This window comes from Streptococcus mitis, from assembly GCF_047464965.1.
In the GTDB taxonomy this organism is placed as follows: domain Bacteria; phylum Bacillota; class Bacilli; order Lactobacillales; family Streptococcaceae; genus Streptococcus; species Streptococcus mitis_DU.
This window is the reverse complement of sequence record NZ_JASHAT010000010.1, coordinates 20,672-37,364: the sequence shown is the minus strand read 5'-3', so window position 1 is coordinate 37,364 and position 16,693 is coordinate 20,672. Positions and strand designations below refer to the sequence as shown.

20 protein-coding genes are annotated in these 16,693 nt (G+C 37.1%); 9 read left to right on the top strand and 11 right to left on the bottom strand.

The annotated features are described in order from the left end of the window. Positions 1-142: 142 nt before the first annotated feature. Both QM408_RS07550 and rgg read right to left on the bottom strand, forming a co-directional pair. Complete coding sequence (locus QM408_RS07550) at positions 143-1,390, bottom strand: MFS transporter (RefSeq protein WP_024056863.1); 1,248 nt, start codon at positions 1,388-1,390, stop codon at positions 143-145. A gap of 305 nt (positions 1,391-1,695) precedes the next feature. Further along, positions 1,696-2,547, bottom strand: coding sequence for a quorum-sensing system transcriptional regulator Rgg (gene rgg / locus QM408_RS07545; protein ID WP_024056776.1), 852 nt, complete (start codon positions 2,545-2,547; stop codon positions 1,696-1,698). Between the two features lie 124 nt (positions 2,548-2,671). Here rgg and QM408_RS07540 point away from each other — a divergent pair, with 124 nt between their 5' ends. Continuing rightward, positions 2,672-3,013: a metal-sulfur cluster assembly factor gene (locus QM408_RS07540; protein ID WP_001204052.1), complete on the top strand. Its 342-nt coding sequence runs from the start codon at positions 2,672-2,674 to the stop codon at positions 3,011-3,013. Between the two features lie 60 nt (positions 3,014-3,073). Here the strand turns inward: QM408_RS07540 and ilvD are convergent, their stop codons facing one another. After that, positions 3,074-4,777: a dihydroxy-acid dehydratase gene (gene ilvD, locus QM408_RS07535; RefSeq protein WP_000137346.1), complete on the bottom strand. Its 1,704-nt coding sequence runs from the start codon at positions 4,775-4,777 to the stop codon at positions 3,074-3,076. 229 nt (positions 4,778-5,006) lie between these two features. On the opposite strand from ilvD, the gene rpmF reads away from it, so the two are divergent. Next, positions 5,007-5,189, top strand: a complete 183-nt coding sequence (gene rpmF / locus QM408_RS07530; protein WP_000290417.1) for a 50S ribosomal protein L32 — start codon at positions 5,007-5,009, stop codon at positions 5,187-5,189. Between the two features lie 15 nt (positions 5,190-5,204). Then, positions 5,205-5,354 (top strand): 50S ribosomal protein L33, encoded by a 150-nt coding sequence (rpmG, locus tag QM408_RS07525; RefSeq protein WP_001265622.1) that lies wholly within the window; start codon positions 5,205-5,207, stop codon positions 5,352-5,354. 182 nt (positions 5,355-5,536) lie between these two features. On the opposite strand, the gene QM408_RS07520 is transcribed toward rpmG, so the two are convergent. From QM408_RS07520 to QM408_RS07490, 7 genes are all read right to left on the bottom strand, one after another. Beyond that, positions 5,537-6,784: a toxic anion resistance protein gene (locus tag QM408_RS07520; protein ID WP_124788416.1), complete on the bottom strand. Its 1,248-nt coding sequence runs from the start codon at positions 6,782-6,784 to the stop codon at positions 5,537-5,539. Between the two features lie 21 nt (positions 6,785-6,805). Continuing rightward, positions 6,806-7,612 (bottom strand): coiled-coil domain-containing protein, encoded by an 807-nt coding sequence (locus QM408_RS07515; RefSeq protein ID WP_414374131.1) that lies wholly within the window; start codon positions 7,610-7,612, stop codon positions 6,806-6,808. Positions 7,613-8,389: 777 nt separating this feature from the next. Next, positions 8,390-8,617, bottom strand: coding sequence for a hypothetical protein (locus QM408_RS07510; RefSeq protein ID WP_049487712.1), 228 nt, complete (start codon positions 8,615-8,617; stop codon positions 8,390-8,392). Positions 8,618-8,655: 38 nt separating this feature from the next. Next, a complete protein-coding gene (locus QM408_RS07505) occupies positions 8,656-8,898 on the bottom strand; it encodes a hypothetical protein (RefSeq protein ID WP_414374129.1) in 243 nt (80 codons plus the stop codon). A 44-nt stretch (positions 8,899-8,942) separates the two neighbouring features. Continuing rightward, positions 8,943-9,212: a hypothetical protein gene (locus QM408_RS07500; protein ID WP_223340293.1), complete on the bottom strand. Its 270-nt coding sequence runs from the start codon at positions 9,210-9,212 to the stop codon at positions 8,943-8,945. After that, a complete protein-coding gene (locus QM408_RS07495; RefSeq protein WP_414374127.1) occupies positions 9,205-9,486 on the bottom strand; it encodes a hypothetical protein in 282 nt (93 codons plus the stop codon). Before QM408_RS07495 ends, QM408_RS07500 begins: the two co-directional genes overlap by 8 nt. A gap of 10 nt (positions 9,487-9,496) precedes the next feature. Then, the gene (locus QM408_RS07490) at positions 9,497-9,685 is read right to left on the bottom strand and encodes a hypothetical protein (protein ID WP_414374125.1); all 189 of its coding nucleotides are present in this window, start codon (positions 9,683-9,685) and stop codon (positions 9,497-9,499) included. Positions 9,686-10,677: 992 nt separating this feature from the next. On the opposite strand from QM408_RS07490, the gene QM408_RS07485 reads away from it, so the two are divergent. Continuing rightward, positions 10,678-12,177: a PspC-like choline-binding domain-containing protein gene (locus QM408_RS07485; RefSeq protein ID WP_414374123.1), complete on the top strand. Its 1,500-nt coding sequence runs from the start codon at positions 10,678-10,680 to the stop codon at positions 12,175-12,177. A gap of 202 nt (positions 12,178-12,379) precedes the next feature. Here the strand turns inward: QM408_RS07485 and QM408_RS07480 are convergent, their stop codons facing one another. After that, positions 12,380-12,706 carry a helix-turn-helix domain-containing protein gene (locus QM408_RS07480; protein ID WP_033682885.1) on the bottom strand — a complete coding sequence of 109 codons (327 nt, stop codon included), beginning with the start codon at positions 12,704-12,706 and terminating at the stop codon, positions 12,380-12,382. A gap of 186 nt (positions 12,707-12,892) precedes the next feature. Here QM408_RS07480 and QM408_RS07475 point away from each other — a divergent pair, with 186 nt between their 5' ends. The 5 genes from QM408_RS07475 to QM408_RS07455 are packed head-to-tail and all read left to right on the top strand — an operon-like array spanning position 12,893 to position 16,619. Continuing rightward, positions 12,893-13,732: an excalibur calcium-binding domain-containing protein gene (locus tag QM408_RS07475; RefSeq protein ID WP_203213061.1), complete on the top strand. Its 840-nt coding sequence runs from the start codon at positions 12,893-12,895 to the stop codon at positions 13,730-13,732. Further along, on the top strand, positions 13,725-14,159 hold the full coding sequence (locus tag QM408_RS07470; RefSeq protein ID WP_414374121.1) for a DUF6568 family protein: 435 nt from the start codon (positions 13,725-13,727) through the stop codon (positions 14,157-14,159). Before QM408_RS07475 ends, QM408_RS07470 begins: the two co-directional genes overlap by 8 nt. Before the next feature lie 6 nt (positions 14,160-14,165). Next, entirely contained in the window at positions 14,166-14,561 is a 396-nt protein-coding gene (locus QM408_RS07465; RefSeq protein WP_261014716.1) for a hypothetical protein, read from the top strand. A gap of 3 nt (positions 14,562-14,564) precedes the next feature. Then, on the top strand, positions 14,565-15,509 hold the full coding sequence (locus tag QM408_RS07460) for a hypothetical protein (protein WP_257617121.1): 945 nt from the start codon (positions 14,565-14,567) through the stop codon (positions 15,507-15,509). Between the two features lie 6 nt (positions 15,510-15,515). Further along, the gene (locus tag QM408_RS07455; protein ID WP_078238225.1) at positions 15,516-16,619 is read left to right on the top strand and encodes a DUF6287 domain-containing protein; all 1,104 of its coding nucleotides are present in this window, start codon (positions 15,516-15,518) and stop codon (positions 16,617-16,619) included. Positions 16,620-16,693: the final 74 nt, after the last annotated feature.

The following is a 16,693-nucleotide window of genomic DNA, read 5'->3' as shown; positions in this document are numbered from 1 at the left end:
AATAAAGGGATTAAAACAGTAAGAAAAAAATTAGGATTTATACTCAATGAAAATCAAAAAGCAAACTAGGAAGTTAGCCGCAAGCTGTACTTGAGTACGGTAAGGCGACACTGACGTGGTTTGAAGAGATTTTCGAAGAGTATTAGATATCATTTTTGAGATTAATAACTGTCAAAAGAATAGCTAGGAAGGAAAAACCAACAAATAGTATCCAAGTCAACTGTATATTCCATACGGCTACAAGTGAAAAACAGGCTGTTCCCACAGGTATGGATAAGGTGAACAATAAACCTAAAAAATTACTGGTACGAGCTAGAACCTCTGGAGCTAGATTTTTCATGAGCATGGCACTAATCTTTGGTTGAACTTTACCAGACACATACAGAGTTGAAAAGAGAAATAGTAAACCAAGTACGACTTGATTGAATAAATTAGCTAGACCAATTAGACTGAGTCCTACGGTCACCCACATCATCAATCTAGGCAAGGACTGCTTCCCAAAATAATCATTGCCCGTAAGGCTACTGATGATGATTGCTACTAAAACACCGAATTGATTGATAAATAGTGCCTCTGTGTAAGAAAAATTCAAGAGAGAATGGCTCAAAAAGAAGATGTTATAGATGCTTCCTAAAGCCCCACCCAAGGCATTGATAAGCAAGACAGCAAAGATCATGAATCCAAAGTTTTTCTGTCCACCTTTAAGAAAAACGAGACGTAAATTTCGATAAATCGTTAGGAACTGCTCTTTGATCGGAAGCTTCTCATTTTTTAGAATTTTACCATCAGCAGATGACATTGACAGGCTCAATTTGCTTTTTCCTAAAAAGAGGATGACGGCTGATACTAGGAAAAAACAGGCATTGATTCCCGCAACGAGGGAAAAATTGTTGACCGATAGACCTAAGAGCCAGACTCCAAAAGCTTGACCCCCAATAGCTGAAATATAGGTGATGAACTGTGAAAATGAGTAAGCCTCCATCAGATCATCTTCAGCTACTTTTTCCTTAATAAGAGGCATGCGCAAACCACCAGCAAAATCACTGATGACATCGCTAATGACATTGATTAAACACAGACTAGAAAAGGCAAAGAGACTAGCTTGCTGAACAACTAGGGCTGCTAGAAAAAATAAAACTGCCTGAAACAAACCGCTATAGATCATCCATTTGACCTTGTCCCTCGTGTAATCTGCCCGAATCCCTACAAAAACTGTAAAGAGAGTCGGAATAATCATGACAATATTCGCCATAGCAACAGCAAAGGATGCTTGTGACAAGGTCGATGCATAGACGATAAATACCAGGTTGAAAATCGAAGCACCAAAAGCATTGAAGAAGCGTGACAAAGTCAAGAGACGATAAGCTTGATTTCTGAACAATAGTTTCATAGGTAATCTCCCTTCTTGTTCAAATACTCAATGAAAATCAAAGAGCAAACTAGGAAGCTAGCCGAAGGCTGTACTTGAGTACGGCAAGGTGAAGCTGACGTGGTTTGAATTTGATTTTCGAAGAGTATAAGTTTTATGTGAAGTATGACTATAGTATAGCACTTAGAAATTTTAGAGGAAAAACTTTTGAATATATGCAACAAAAAAATGTGCACAAAGAAACGATAGAACTTATTTGATGACCTGAGAGAGCTCAACAATTCTATCACTTAAAATTTCAAATAATTTTCTTAGTTTGCAGATATTCAACAATCGGTCGTATTTCTATAGTATTCGGCAGATTTATTACACCCAAGCATCTCAAAAATACGGACAGCATCTTCCATCTTTTTCTGACCTTCCTTGACTCTGCCTTGCTTGCTATCAAGGAGACCTTCTGCCCACAAATAGACAATTCGGAAATAGGTTTCATTTTCATTGTAGAAATGCTCTTCGATAACACGTTTAAAATAAGAGGCATTGGTAAATTCTTCACACTCAATGCTAGCTAAAAAGCCATTCAATAGTATAGTGTGAAACAGGTTTCGATTACCAGACATTTCCATTAGAAAATCAGATTTACGTACCATCTCTCTAACATACCTAGTGAAAAGAGAAACAGATAGAAATGGTGAACTGACTGAAAATAAATTGAGTTCATAGATTCCCCAAATCTCGGTAGAAAACAAATAATCATGAAGAACTTTCCCTTCCTCTGCTGTTAACTCTACCCTTTCATCCATGCTCTTCATATAAGACTTGATAATAATGGCATTTAGAATATGTTTCTGTTTATTGTGAGAATGGGCATGCTTTTGATACTCCCTGCGATACAAGTCCTCAAGCGGAGCTATATTCTTTGGATCCAAGACATCTATGATTTCTTTTCTCAACTCAGAATCTGTATCATACTGAAAACCTCTCGCCAGAAAGAGAATTTCCTCTACACTAGCAGATATATTTTCTAGGGCAAATAAGAACTTTTCCACCGAAAGCTCACTCTGACCTGTTTCAAAGCGAGATAACATAGACGGCGAAAATTGTCCCCCAGTTGCTTGTCTCAGCGAGATATTTCTTGACTCTCGTAATTGTCTAAAGACTTTTCCAATCTGCTCCATAGGCTTCCCCTTGATTCAGTGTTTTCTTTATATTATCATATTTTTTCAGAAAATTCATCAAAAACTTGCCAAATTGTCAGAATTATGAGAAAATAGAGGATATTTATCACGTGGAGGGACTGTAATGAGAGACGATATCAAAATCAATGACCGGGCTTTGGCCTTGCAAGACCAAATTATCGAAAAACTAGAGAAGGTTTTTGATACAGATGTGGAATTGGATGTGTACAATCTAGGGCTGATTTATGAGATCAATCTAGACGAAACAGGCCTCTGTAAGATTGTCATGACCTTCACCGACACCGCCTGCGATTGCGCCGAAAGCCTGCCTATCGAAATCGTGGCAGGTCTGAAACAAATCGAGGGTATCGAAGATGTCAAGGTTGAAGTTACCTGGTCGCCTGCCTGGAAGATTACACGAATCAGTCGCTACGGCCGCATTGCCCTTGGACTGCCACCTCGTTAAGCAGGTAAATTACTTTTGAAGATGAAAAGAAGCAAGCCAAAGTTGGCTTGCTTTTTGAATTTACTTTTTACCTGACTTGTCCATATTCCAGAAGTCTGTCACGGCTCCGCGTGAAGCAGATGATACGATATGGGCATATTTACCGAGGACACCACGACTATAGAGTGGTGGCAAGGTTGTTTCTGCCTTGCGTTTTTCAAGTTCTTCTTCGGATACGGCCATGGAAATTTCTTTGGTATCTTGGTCAACCGTAACGATATCGCCTGTACGAAGGTAGGCAATTGGTCCACCATCCTGAGCTTCAGGAGCGATATGTCCAACAACCAGACCATAAGTACCACCAGAGAAGCGTCCATCTGTCAAGAGGGCAACCTTGTCTCCTTGACCTTTACCAACAATCATTGATGAAAGTGACAGCATCTCAGGCATACCAGGACCACCCTTAGGTCCAACGAAACGGACAACAACTACATCGCCATCAACGATTTCATCTGTCAGAACTGCCTGAATCGCATCTTCTTCTGAGTCAAAGACCTTAGCTGGACCAACGTGACGACGCACTTTCACACCTGATACTTTAGCAACCGCACCATCAGGGGCAAGGTTCCCGTTCAAGATGATAAGCGGACCGTCTGCACGTTTTGGATTTTCAAGTGGCATGATAACTTTTTGACCTGGTGTAAGGTCTGCAAAGTCAGCCAAGTTTTCAGCTACAGTCTTACCAGTACATGTAATGCGGTCTCCATGAAGGAAACCATTTGCCAAGAGGTATCTCATAACCGCAGGCACACCACCGACTTCATAGAGGTCTTGGAAGACATACTGACCAGATGGTTTCAAGTCGGCCAAGTGAGGCACACGCTCTTGGATCGTATTGAAGTCCTCAAGTGACAAGTCAACATTGGCAGCATGGGCAATGGCAAGCAAGTGAAGAGTGGCATTTGTAGAACCACCGAGAGCCATAGTTACAGTGATGGCATCTTCAAAGGCTTCACGAGTCAAGATGTCTGATGGTTTGAGACCGAGCTCCAACATCTTAACAACAGCACGTCCTGCTGCTTCAATGTCTTCTTTCTTGTCAGCTGATTCAGCTGGGTGAGATGAAGAGCCTGGCAAACTCATACCTAGAACTTCAATAGCAGTCGCCATGGTATTAGCAGTATACATACCACCACAGCCACCAGGTCCAGGGCAGGCATTACATTCGAGACGTTTTACGTCCTCAGCCGTCATATCACCGTGGTTCCATTTTCCGATACCCTCAAAAACAGAAACCAAGTCAATGTCTTTGCCATCAAGATTTCCCGGTGCAATAGTTCCACCATAGGCGAAAATAGCTGGGATATCCATATTGGCAATGGCAATCATAGAACCAGGCATGTTCTTATCACAGCCACCGATAGCAACAAAGGCATCCACATTGTGGCCCCCCATCGCCGCTTCGATTGAGTCCGCGATGATATCACGAGATGTTAGAGAGAAACGCATACCTGGCGTTCCCATAGCAATTCCGTCCGCTACGGTAATTGTCCCAAACTGCACAGGCCAAGCACCTGCTGATTTTACACCTTCTTTAGCTAATTTCCCAAAATCATGCAAGTGAATGTTACATGGTGTATTTTCCGCCCAAGTCGAAATAACCCCCACAATCGGTGTTTCAAAGTCCTTATCTGTCATACCAGTCGCACGAAGCATGGCACGGTTTGGTGATTTAACCATACTATCATAAATGCTACTGCGGTGACGTTTATCTAATTCAGTCATCTTATCCCTCCCATTTCAGTTTTTACTATTATAGCACATTTTAAAAGCAATGAACAGAAGAAAATTCTTGAATTTTCAGAAAATTCGATTAATTGGCTTGACGACCTTCTAATTTTTTCATATTTTTTTGTCAAGTAACTTTACTTTACAAAAAAAATGTGTTATCCTAGTATGGTTGATGAAAATCAGTAGATTGAATCGAATATAAATATCTAAAGGAGAAATCAAAATGGCAGTACCTGCACGTCGCACTTCAAAAGCGAAGAAAAACAAACGTCGTACACACTACAAAGTAACAGCTCCATCTGTAAACTTTGACGAAACAACTGGAGATTACTCACGTTCTCACCGTGTATCACTTAAAGGATACTACAAAGGACGTAAAATCGCTAAAGCTGCATCAGCTGAATAATAGAAGGGAGATACCATGCGCGTAAATATTACACTTGAACACAAAGAATCTGGTGAACGCTTGTACCTTACTTCTAAAAACAAACGTAACACTCCAGACCGTCTTCAATTGAAGAAATACTCACCAAAACTTCGCAAACACGTTGTGTTCACCGAAGTTAAGTAAGCATTCAATACGAATCAATACAGAAAAAAACGCATAAGAGCGTTTTTTTCTTTTGTCAATTTCAGTACATTGCAATAAAAATCAACCGAATGACTACATTTTTTGTGAAATAAAATAGAGGCTCTAATATATAGAAAGAATCTAAAATCCCCTGCAAATCTACATTACAGGGGACTTGTGTATTATTCTTGTACTTCTTTCTGGGCGGCCTTGCCTTGGTCTAGAAGGGCTTGGACAATTTTCTCATCGCGTAGTTTGACAGAATCGTTGATCATTTCTGCGGACTTGACGATGGTTGTTTCTAGTTGGGCACGTTTCTGACGTCCCAATTCAATAGCTGCGACGATACCTTGGTTTTGAGCGACCAGACTTTCAGCCAGTTTGGTAACTGATTCGACAGCGACTGTCGGGCTTTGGGCAATTCTTTCCATCTGCGGAATCACTTCCTTGCTGGTTTCAGCTAGCATCTGAAGGGCAGCATTATTGGCATTGACAATGGCATCTGCCACGACACCTGATTTCATTGATTGTTGCAAAATACCCAGTTGGGCAATAGAAAGCTTCATTGTCGGAATCGTATTACGACGAAGCATGCCCAATTTTTGGCGCATATCAGATGACACCTTCACAAGATTGCGCATCTGAGGTGTTGTTGCCCAGGCAACATAGAGACGGCTGACATACTCAGTGTGCTGTTGTTCGAGGGTATTGACCACTTCAGCCATGCGGGCCAATTCTTGAGATTTAGTCTGGTATTCTACCGTACTTGTATCGAGTTGGTCAACTTGAGCTTTCAGTTCTGCAGCGCGATTGCCAGCTTCTGTCTGGCTAGCTTCGATAAAGGAAATCACTCCCACTAGATTTTCAATGGATTTGGTATTGTCCTCGATCAACATCTCAGCAGAGACGATATTTCGAGCTAGCACATCTTCTTGCTTGACCACTGCGGCAGCCATGCCATCTAGCTTTTGCTCCACTGTTTTTGAATCAAAGTAAAATTCCTGTAGGGTATTCTTGCTCTTGTTAAACAATCGTTGCAAAAAGTTTGGCTTTTCTTCTAACTCAGCAATTTCAGCGTTCTTGTATTTGACTACAAAGCCTTGCAACTCACGGTTGGTATTCTTGAGTAGATCATCCACTTGGGGAATCTGTAGTTTCTTTTGTTCTGACAAGATACGATTGACCGTATTGTTCACACCTTCGACAGCAGATTGCCCAAAATCTAAGAGAGCATTTTGATTGGTGACAAACTGGTCTACTAACTGGGGCACGTGCGCTTTGATTCCTTCTTGCTGCTCAGGGCTCAACTTTTCAAGGAAGGTCAAGGTCTTGTCCGAGCCAGTATTGGTCTCGATGATTTGGGTTGTTTTATCCACCTTAGCTACCGTATTATTGGCAATCTGGTCAATATCGAAATTAAATTCTGTCATGGTTACTCCTTTGTTTCTAACCTATTCTTTACGATCTTTTTCTAGAATACGCAAACTGATATCAAAATCACGCATATCTGTTTCATTGAGTTCTCTCAAGACTTGGTCTAGCTCAAGGTCAAATTGTTCGATAGCTGCTTTAGCTTGCTCTAAGCGTTCTTCTGCCCGATTATAGTTCTTCGGATTGGCCTTAATCTTTAAATAGCCTTCTAAAATCGTTTGGAATTTCTCCATCTTCAAACTATGAATGGCCGTCAACTCTTCCTTATCCCCTTCGGCAGAGGTGGCAATCTTGTCTAAAATGGCCTGATGATCAACGGCAATATTAGCCAAGGTCTGGGATAATTCTGGAGCTAATTCCTCTGGCTCCGAATTTTCAAGATCTACTTGACTTTCTCTATCCAAACGTTCTAGCTGAACATCGATGTTTGCCCTTACTGTACGAACCTTTTTGTCAATACGGTTATAGACATCATCGTCGATATAGGACTTTAGACGATCCGCCTCCTGATGGATTTCTCGCAGTTCGATTAATACTTGATTGGCCAGACTCTTATAGAACTCTGAGCCTTTTTCTACTAAAGTTTCCTCCAATTGCTGAATATCTTTGTCCGCCTGGCGAATCCGAGCCTTTAAAAGCTCAATCCGATCATCGAGCGAACGATCCTGCAAAAGAGGATAGCGTAAACGTTTGTAGAGACGATAACCACCATAGCCTAGCAGGACACAAGCCGCAAGTGGAAGAGCATATTGAACCAAAAGGCCCAACAAGAACAAGAAGCCCCAAAAATAGAGACAGCCTTTCCAAAAACCATTACCCGATTTCATAAACATTCCTTATTTTCAATTTATAAGTCTATTTTAGCACAAAAGACAAAAATGAGGGCGGAAATTCCCTAGAAAAGAATTGATTTCTTTGATATAGAATGGAGCTTGGTAGCGCGTGGTCTAATTTCAGTGAAGCTGACTCAAACCACAAACACACTCTGGGGAATATCAAAACAAAAGCTTGAAATATCGGGGGAGTTGTGTTAGAATGAACTTACAATGTGAGTAAAGTTACAGCATATGTAACTAAAAAAGCCCCACCGTGCCACCGATGGGGTTTTTTGCTACCCTCTAAAAGGGTTAACCATTACTTTTTACGTTTCTTAAGCCATAGCTTGAAAAGCTCAGATAACACGTTAATAAGTAACGGAGCTAGAAACACTGTGAGTAAAGTTTCTAACATATGTAACACCTCCCTTCATTAAAGTGAGGGGGCCAAAATATTATATCATACCAGATTTATATCATCAACATCGCTTAATTCTTGGAATAGATAGACTTAGATACACAAATAACCTCACTAGCAAATCTCTATACAAACTCAGAAATCAAGCTTTTAAGACAAAGCAAAAAGCCCCTAGATTCATAGCTAAGGGCTAATTGACTTGCAAGGATAGGCAGGACTGTCGGGGCTCCTGCATTTCTCGACCCACTTATAAGTGGCGCGTTGGTGACAGATTCTCAACCTCTATCCTTCATATCTTCATTATAGCACTTTTTTCTCAACTTTCAATCTGTGCATCTGAATTTATTGTCTATCTTTTTCTCTAGTGTCCTTCAACAATATTGCACTTCAACCTCACTCATGATTTCCAGCAAAGTTTTCTCGTTAATCTGTAAAGAAATTAACTCATCAAAAGATACCACTTTATATTCATTATCTCCAAGTACGACTACAATGTCATAAACAGAATTAGGAAAAATACCACATACTTGACCCTTATAATCAAAAGAAGCGTCCCAACCATTGTCATACAATGCTTGTAAATCATCTAATATCGCCATAATATATCTTGATTCTCCTATATAAGATATTCCACAACTTATCCAAAACCATACGAAAATTTATCCGGCAACTCTTTTCCTAACTTAATACTTTTAGTCAAAGTATCTTTGACAAATGAAGTAAATTGCCCTAAATCATCTCCAACATAGCTATATTCCAAAGTAATTTTATCGATAGTTGCAATACCTTTACAACCTCCACTCACAATAGAATACTGCCTCTTAGAGGCTCCATCTTCTAATTTGTACATCGTAATAATTTGTTTATCAATCTTTATCATTTTCTATTTATTGTAAAATAAGGCACTGGAACTATTCTTGACTCTCAAAAATATAATTGCAACAAGGTATCAAAATCGTCTTTGAAAACATTTTGACTATTCTGTTTTATTTGCTCAATGATTTTATCCTTTGTATCTCTTTCCAAAGGTAGCGTTTCAAACGCTTCTTCTTTTACTAAAAATTCACCATTTTCTCCCTGGAATTCTTTTGTAATTTTTCTAATATGACTCTCGAAATCGATAGATTGAAGTTCTTCGTCGTTGATGTTATCTTCAATCGCATCTAGCAACAAACTGATTGAAATTTTAATCATCTTTAAATACTTCCCTATGCGTAAATACCGCCTCTTTATTCATCAAGTCATCCTCTGTGTAATCGATTGTAAAAGTATCTAAACTAAAGATAGATTTAGGTGGAGTTGAACAAATCATAGGAACACTACGCACCCTATACTCTTTTTCTCCGATTCTTACAAAATGATTGATTTTCAAATCTGAAAAATCAGGATTCTCAACAGTAATCGAAACAAGACGATTCGCAATTTTATAAACAGCACATATCTTATTTTTCGTGTTTAACTTATCCATAATTTTTATTTCAATACTTATGGTCTGAGTAATCAAAACCAATTTTAGATTTGATACTATCAAATAAATCTAAAATGGATTGTGGAGTGTCATTCTTAAATGATACAGAAGGTTTATCTTGGTCTGGATAAACTTGGTCAATCCACTCATGAATTTGATTATAAAAAATCAACAGCTCTTTGCTTGGTGGTATCATCATATCTAGAACGAAACCTCCTTTACTTTAACTTCATTATAAACTTTCCTATTCTAATATTCAATCAACAAGAGACCATTACGATAGCTTTTTAGCTTCTTTTCTACTTCGTCCGCGGTCAAGCTGCTACTCCTTTATGATATAATTAGTTTAAAGAGAAGTGAAGTAGAAATGATAGTGTCGCTACGCAACTTCATAGTATGAGATGACGGGACAGGCACACCGTCCACTACTCTTGAGCGCTTAGATTTTTCTAAGTGCTTTTTTGCATTTTCTCGGCGTTCACTCTTGGTTCAAGTCCATTCTCCATACCATTTGGTAAGGAATTAGGTCATTCTACATTAGCTATGACTATGGACACTTACAGTCATCTCTCCAAAGAAAAAGCAAAAATAGTCATCTCATTTTATGAGAAAGCTGTTAGTTCTTTGTAAAGGGGGACAAACCCAGAAATCAACGTTTGAAGACAAAGCAAAAAGCCCACTGTTGTAGGCTTCTTACAATATAAAGTCTTATCTTAAAGCATTTTGTTGTAGAATAGATTTAGTATAAATTACACTTTGATATGCTTTATAAATGTTGATTCTGTAGTATTTTTAGAATTTACATATTAAATAAAATAGATTAAACTTTACTCCAGGGTGGACAAAAAGGAGTACAAATTTCATGGTGATGAGTTCAGTAGGCAAGTAAGAAGTACCGTTTAGGTGCTTTTTATTTTACTCTATTCATCTTGTAGATTAAGGCTGTATATCTAAATTTACTTTGGTTAAAAATTATCTAAAAACATTAACTAATGTATATGTGTCTGTGGTATAATTAGGGTAGTGTTTAATAATATTTTAAACATAAATATAAAACAGGAGGCATTTTATGAAAATCTAGCATATATTACTTGGTTTATAGTACAATTATCTACGATTTATATTTAAGTAATTGAGTCTAATTAACTTTTTATTGCTTAGAGTAAATTATAAAATAAAGGAGTATTTAAAGTGAAAAAGAAAAACATAATTATTACAGCTCTTATAGCACTATTTATAGTCTTTGCTGGTGTGGAGTCTGTGTCAGCAGACCATGTAATTAATAAAAGCGAGACTGAAAGAATTAGTAAACTAATAAATGGTATGACAAAGTATCAAAAAGACGCTTATGATGCACAATTTAGTGGTTTAAAAATTGCTCAAAATAGTGGCGTATTCTACTGGGGTAAAAATGGAGAACTTGCTTGGTATAAGCCTGAAGATGAAATTATATTAGACCCTTTAAACGTAACCGAATATGAAAAAATACATTATAGTAGTCGCTTTGATGATGAAGATTTAGTCTGGGGTGTATATATTGCTGAGACGAACAGACTTAGAGGGTATGATAGTTTTGATAAAATCAAAAAAGAATTTGATAAAGAAAAAGAGGAAGAAGCAAAAAAACATAAGGCATATATAGAAGAACGTAAAGAAGCTAGAAGAAATAGGTCAGAAGAAGAAAAAAGAAAAGAAGCTGAGTATAGAGAAAAACTAATTACAGATAAAAAATATGTAAACGAAGAAGATTTAAAATATGTGGGAGATGTTCTCAGAAATCATTATGGGGTGTTCTACTGGGGTGAAACTGGAGAACTTGCTTGGTATCATCCTGAAACTGGAAAAGTATTAGACCCTGTTAAAGCCCATTATGGCAAAACTTATGGCTCAACAATAGTTACCATTACTACCAAAGAAAATTTTGAAAGTGGGGACCACGTTTTTGCTTCCTATGTGGCAGAAATTAATAAACGTAGAGGATATGACTCTCTCGAAAAAATTAAAGAGGGAATGAAAAAGCCTAAGAGTGATACTACAGTAAAAACTGAAGAAGTTCCTACTAAAAAATCTGAAGAACCATTAAAAAAACAAGAGAATGAACTGAAGGAAAAGAAAGTAGACGAAAGTACTAATAAAAAAGAAGCTACAACACAGCAACAAGGTTGGGTGCAAGAAAATGGTAAATGGTTCTACTATGACCAATCAAACAACAAGCAATCTGGTTGGGTTCAAGTAAATGGTGCATGGTATTACTTAGCACAAGATGGAGAAATGAAGACAGGTTGGTTAAATCAAGGAGGCTCTTGGTACTATCTTACTGATTCAGGCTCTATGAAAACAGGTTGGCAAAAAGTTAATGGAACTTGGTATTATCTAAATGGTTCAGGAGCTATGCAAACAGGTTGGCTCAATCAATCTGGTACATGGTACTACTTAAATAGCTCTGGTTCTATGCAGACTGGTTGGCTTAGACAAAGTGGAACTTGGTATTACCTAACTGAATCAGGTTCTATGAAGACTGGTTGGCTTAGACAAAGTGGAACTTGGTATTACCTAACTGAATCAGGTTCTATGAAGACTGGTTGGTATCAAATTAGCACTAAATGGTACTACTCTTATAGTTCAGGAGCATTAGCAGTTAGCACAACAGTTGACGGTTATACTGTAAATGCTAATGGGGAATGGATTTAGTAACACGTTTTTTAAGGTAATAGATAAGCACTGGATATTCAGATTCAGTGCTTTCTTTTTTCTTTTTGTTTTTTAATCGACCTCTTCAACAAAGAAAAACCATTCTAAAATTACAACCTATACCTAATTCCTTATCTGAATAACATAACCGTCTACGATTAGATAGATTTAGTATAAATTACACTTTAGTACTTTTTTATCACTAACTATCTTGGCTTAATTCAAGTATTTCCATCACCTTATGAACAATCATCTTATGCTGTGGATGTTTCTGAATCTTCAATAATAGTTCCATCATCTCTGTATCTTGTGCCACAGAATAAGGTAAGAAAAAATCACTCAATGGAACTTCTAAAGCATCAACAATCTTCACAAAAGTTTCCAAAGAGATGTTTCTGTGGTTATTCTCTATCTGACTGATATAAGGAACACTTAGATTTGTTCTTTCTGCTAATTCTTGCTGTGTAATCTTCTTTGAAACTCGTAAATCTCGTATCTGATTACTTATAGTTTCTAATATATCATCCATTCCTTCACCCTCTATGTTAAATCTACTATCTATCTTATAGATTAAACAATCAGGTTTACATTCTCTATAGTTTAATATTAATTAGAAACATATTCTATTGTTAAAGTTTGTGTGATATAATTATAACTATTAGGAAATATTTATTTTATTTCATTAAGTAAAGTTAATATTTAGGAGGTCATATATATGATTAAAAAGCTCAAGGAATTGAGCAAAGAACAAAAGATTATAGGTAGTATTGTACTATTGCTTATCCTCGTTTTGTTCTTCACACTATTAACTAGCGGTAGCACTAAACACTCACAAGTTCAAACTAAGGCTAGTGATTCTGTCAAACAGTCTTCACAAGTTAAACAGTCTAGTTCATCTTCCTCTACTTCATCATCTAGTAGTGAAACTAGCTCTAAAATAGAAAAATGGTCTCCAACTGGACATATAGCTGTAGACGCTTATCTAAATACACCACAAGTTAAAATCATACTACGAGCCAAAGCAGTGAGAGAGATAGCACACAAACTCTCTAACACAGATAAACTCTACGAAGTTGAAGCCGAGGTAATTGGGATTGAAGAAAAAGATGAATACCGTGAGTACAGCATAACAGGCAAGAAGCTTCTTATTCGTACACCTGAATCACTAGCTGTGAAAATGAATGAACTTATGGTCTATACGGGAAATACAGTATCTTTAGAAAAATATGATTCAATCGATAAAGGCTCGTTAGTAATCAGTGAAGTGAGAAAAACAGAAAAAGCACAAGAAGAGGAAAAAGCAAGTATTGAAGCCTCCAAATCAAAAGAGGAGGAAAAGAAAGCATCTTCACGAGCAAAAGAGCAAGAACAAGCTTCATCTCACACTACAACTACTCCTACACAATCGTCTACACCTGCTCCACAATCAAATTTAAGACCGTTCAAAAACTGTAAGGAAGCACGAAAAGCAGGACGTGTAAACATACCTGCTAGTGACCCACAATATGGTCCATGGCTAGATAGAGACAAAGACGGATACGGATGTGATGAATAGTAAAAAAGTTCTTATTCTACTGTCACTACTACTTATTATAATCGTCACATTCACAGCATACTTAACTACTCTACCACAAACAGAATACCAGATAGCTATAAAGAGACTCCAAAAGATAAGTTTAGAGGCTGTGGAACAGAAAATACAACATAAAGAAAGCTTTTACCTATACACAGGTAGAGAAGGTTGCCCATATTGTCAAAAATTTGCTCCAAAACTAGCAAAAGCAGTGGATAAAACTGAGACAACTGTGTATTACTTGGATAGTGAGCATATAGATAAGACAAGTTGGAATAACTTTAAAACAACTGTAGGATTCAAAACAATCCCCAATCTCACTTACTTCACAAATGGTACAGTATATGACATATTACCGAAAGCAAGTCAAGCTAGTGTTGAAGTGATTGAATCATTTATAAGAAAGTAATAAATAATGAATACATACAAAATACTTAAGGACAATATTGAAACAATATATCTAGGTAAGGCTGATGGTAGCCTTCTAGAGATAGAAAGAAAATACTTTGACTTCCTTCCAGAGGTCGGAGAAGAGGTTGAAGTTTTTGGTACTGATGGAAACTACATCATTACTAGAAAACTCATAATAAATTCAGATACTCCCGATAACACTAAAACGTTGAAAATATGGGGATGGATTTGCACAGCAACCTCTCTGCTCTTCTTTCCTTTTATTTTTGGAGTAATAGGTATTGTCTTGGGATATCTCATCAGAAGCAGAGGGGATAGAGAACAAGGAACTGTTATAATGATTTGTGCAACTGGTGCTATGATTTTTGGAATGTGGCTAGGAGCCATTGTATGGGGGTAAGTAATGAATAAAGGAAAAATTATTAAAATAGCTGAAGATACTGCTTATATAGGTTATGAAGATGGAAGTTTAAAGGAAATTCCTATTGAATCTTGTGACTTTGAACCTGCCATAGGTGATTATGTCGAGGTTTATGGTGATATTGTTATAAAAATTGATAGTAAAAATAAAATTAGCAAAGTAAAAAAAAGTATTTCTGAAAGACTATCATTAGTCGCACATATAAATCTTGTTTTAGTAATAATTATAGCTATCATCACTGCAATTTGTTCTATATATCTAGGCTATCAGGAAACCATAGCCCTAGTTGTACTTGAATCAACTATAATGTGCTTATTAAATCTTGTATTTCTAATAATTTCGTCTATTAAAAAAAGTAAAGTAAATAAGGACATTTCTTTCAAATGTTTTATTATCGCTCTTATATGTGTGATTTTGTCATTTATGGCATTTGGTTTTGTAGAAAAATTTACAGAAAAGACACAAACGACAGTTTCAAGAAATACTACATCACAAAACAGCTCTAGCTCTTCAACAACAAGTAGCTCTACTACACCTTCATCATCTAAAGAGAGTAGCCCTAGTTCATCATCCTCAGTACCATCAAAACCTAAGGTTACTGTAGACAATGATAAAGCAAATTATAGTGAAGTAGATTATAATAGCTGGAATCATGATGAAATAGCCGTAGATACTAAAGTAAGAGTATATGGTAAAGTTTTACAAGCGATGGAAAATGGGAAAGCCTATACACTGCGTGTAGCTATAAATGATGACTATGATAAAATTATCTTAGTCTCTATTCCTTCTGAGTACAACAATAGAGTTATAGCCGAAGATGACCATATAACATTGTACGGACTAGTAAAAGGAAGACAAAGTTATGAAACGGTCTTTAAATCCACAAAAACACTACCTCTCATGGTTGCCTATATGTACGAGAACTAATACTACATGAAAAATAAAAAACATAACCAAATTATTCACGTTTCAGAAACACATATTATCATTCGACTCCACACAAATGAGACTCTAAATGTTCCTATCAATGAGTTAACTTTTCACCCTAAAGTAAACGATATTGTTGAAGTTTACCAGAATCAGAATCATGTAGTAGTTTGTCCTCTACCACAGAACAACAATCTTTGGATTCTTGTAACCTCAATTACACTTCTACTTCTTACCATTATAGGAGTTACATTTTTGTTCTTTAGACAGTCAGATAGGAATATAGAAACAGTAGATAATCAATCTTCACAACAAAGCTCCTCTACTACTTCTAGTTCCTCTGCATCATCCAGCTCTTCATCCAGCACATCTACCACAAGCTCTAGCTCAACTGAAGATAGTATAATAGATACGACAGCCGAAGAGCTTCGAGATATGGAGAATGATGGTAGATTAAAGACTGGTCAACTATACCGCTTTACAGCAGAACTAACACGCCAAAAGTTTTGGGAATCGTACGTAGGACATTTTAAAGCTCTAGATACATACCATACTATTTGGGTAAAAGCTAGTAATGCTCCTATGACTGGTGTACAAGTACAAATTAAGAAATCTATGATTGAGGGATGGCAAGAAGGAGCAACCGTTACTTTCACAGTCAAAATCATGGAAGACTCTGAAAAATTTCAATTCTGGGTTGCTACTGATGCCACACTTATCACGACTCCCACAGAAGAAAAGCACACAGAAAATACAACACAAGAAATTGATACACAAGCTATTCTACATGGAGACTACTCTAGCATAGCTGGTACTTGGAGGAATGAACTAGGATATGAAATAGTGTTTAATAAGAATGGGTTAACAAAAGGAGGACAGATAGCTCAGTCAGGCATGGGAAGCGATGGACACATAGGTTTTAGTGTCAGCTCAGGACCTATAGGAGCTGCAATGGGAATATATCCCCCTGGAACAAGTATACCTATGAAACGATTTGAGAATAACCAAATGGTATCAATCGAAGACCCAACTGATAAAAGTAAAACTAGAATTATCATTACTCAAACACATCCATCTGATGAAAAAGCTGTCTACTACAAAATAGACTAAAACAACATTCCCTATACTTACAAAGTTTTTCTAGTTACCTGAAAATCCCTGCAATTACTCATTGCAGGGATTTT

Excerpts from the sequence above, each read along its gene's own strand:
- QM408_RS07470 (WP_414374121.1), top strand. The coding sequence starts at position 13,725 with ATGAATAGTAAAAAAGTTCTTATTCTACTGTCACTACTACTTATTATA.
- QM408_RS07495 (WP_414374127.1), bottom strand. The coding sequence starts at position 9,486 with ATGGATAAGTTAAACACGAAAAATAAGATATGTGCTGTTTATAAAATT.
- QM408_RS07540 (WP_001204052.1), top strand. The coding sequence starts at position 2,672 with ATGAGAGACGATATCAAAATCAATGACCGGGCTTTGGCCTTGCAAGAC.
- QM408_RS07515 (WP_414374131.1), bottom strand. The coding sequence starts at position 7,612 with ATGAAATCGGGTAATGGTTTTTGGAAAGGCTGTCTCTATTTTTGGGGC.
- QM408_RS07520 (WP_124788416.1), bottom strand. The coding sequence starts at position 6,784 with ATGACAGAATTTAATTTCGATATTGACCAGATTGCCAATAATACGGTA.
- QM408_RS07455 (WP_078238225.1), top strand. The coding sequence starts at position 15,516 with ATGAAAAATAAAAAACATAACCAAATTATTCACGTTTCAGAAACACAT.
- QM408_RS07490 (WP_414374125.1), bottom strand. The coding sequence starts at position 9,685 with ATGATGATACCACCAAGCAAAGAGCTGTTGATTTTTTATAATCAAATT.
- QM408_RS07465 (WP_261014716.1), top strand. The coding sequence starts at position 14,166 with ATGAATACATACAAAATACTTAAGGACAATATTGAAACAATATATCTA.
- QM408_RS07460 (WP_257617121.1), top strand. The coding sequence starts at position 14,565 with ATGAATAAAGGAAAAATTATTAAAATAGCTGAAGATACTGCTTATATA.
- rpmF (WP_000290417.1), top strand. The coding sequence starts at position 5,007 with ATGGCAGTACCTGCACGTCGCACTTCAAAAGCGAAGAAAAACAAACGT.
- QM408_RS07550 (WP_024056863.1), bottom strand. The coding sequence starts at position 1,390 with ATGAAACTATTGTTCAGAAATCAAGCTTATCGTCTCTTGACTTTGTCA.
- QM408_RS07500 (WP_223340293.1), bottom strand. The coding sequence starts at position 9,212 with ATGATTAAAATTTCAATCAGTTTGTTGCTAGATGCGATTGAAGATAAC.
- rgg (WP_024056776.1), bottom strand. The coding sequence starts at position 2,547 with ATGGAGCAGATTGGAAAAGTCTTTAGACAATTACGAGAGTCAAGAAAT.
- QM408_RS07505 (WP_414374129.1), bottom strand. The coding sequence starts at position 8,898 with ATGATAAAGATTGATAAACAAATTATTACGATGTACAAATTAGAAGAT.
- QM408_RS07480 (WP_033682885.1), bottom strand. The coding sequence starts at position 12,706 with ATGGATGATATATTAGAAACTATAAGTAATCAGATACGAGATTTACGA.
- rpmG (WP_001265622.1), top strand. The coding sequence starts at position 5,205 with ATGCGCGTAAATATTACACTTGAACACAAAGAATCTGGTGAACGCTTG.
- ilvD (WP_000137346.1), bottom strand. The coding sequence starts at position 4,777 with ATGACTGAATTAGATAAACGTCACCGCAGTAGCATTTATGATAGTATG.
- QM408_RS07510 (WP_049487712.1), bottom strand. The coding sequence starts at position 8,617 with ATGGCGATATTAGATGATTTACAAGCATTGTATGACAATGGTTGGGAC.
- QM408_RS07475 (WP_203213061.1), top strand. The coding sequence starts at position 12,893 with ATGATTAAAAAGCTCAAGGAATTGAGCAAAGAACAAAAGATTATAGGT.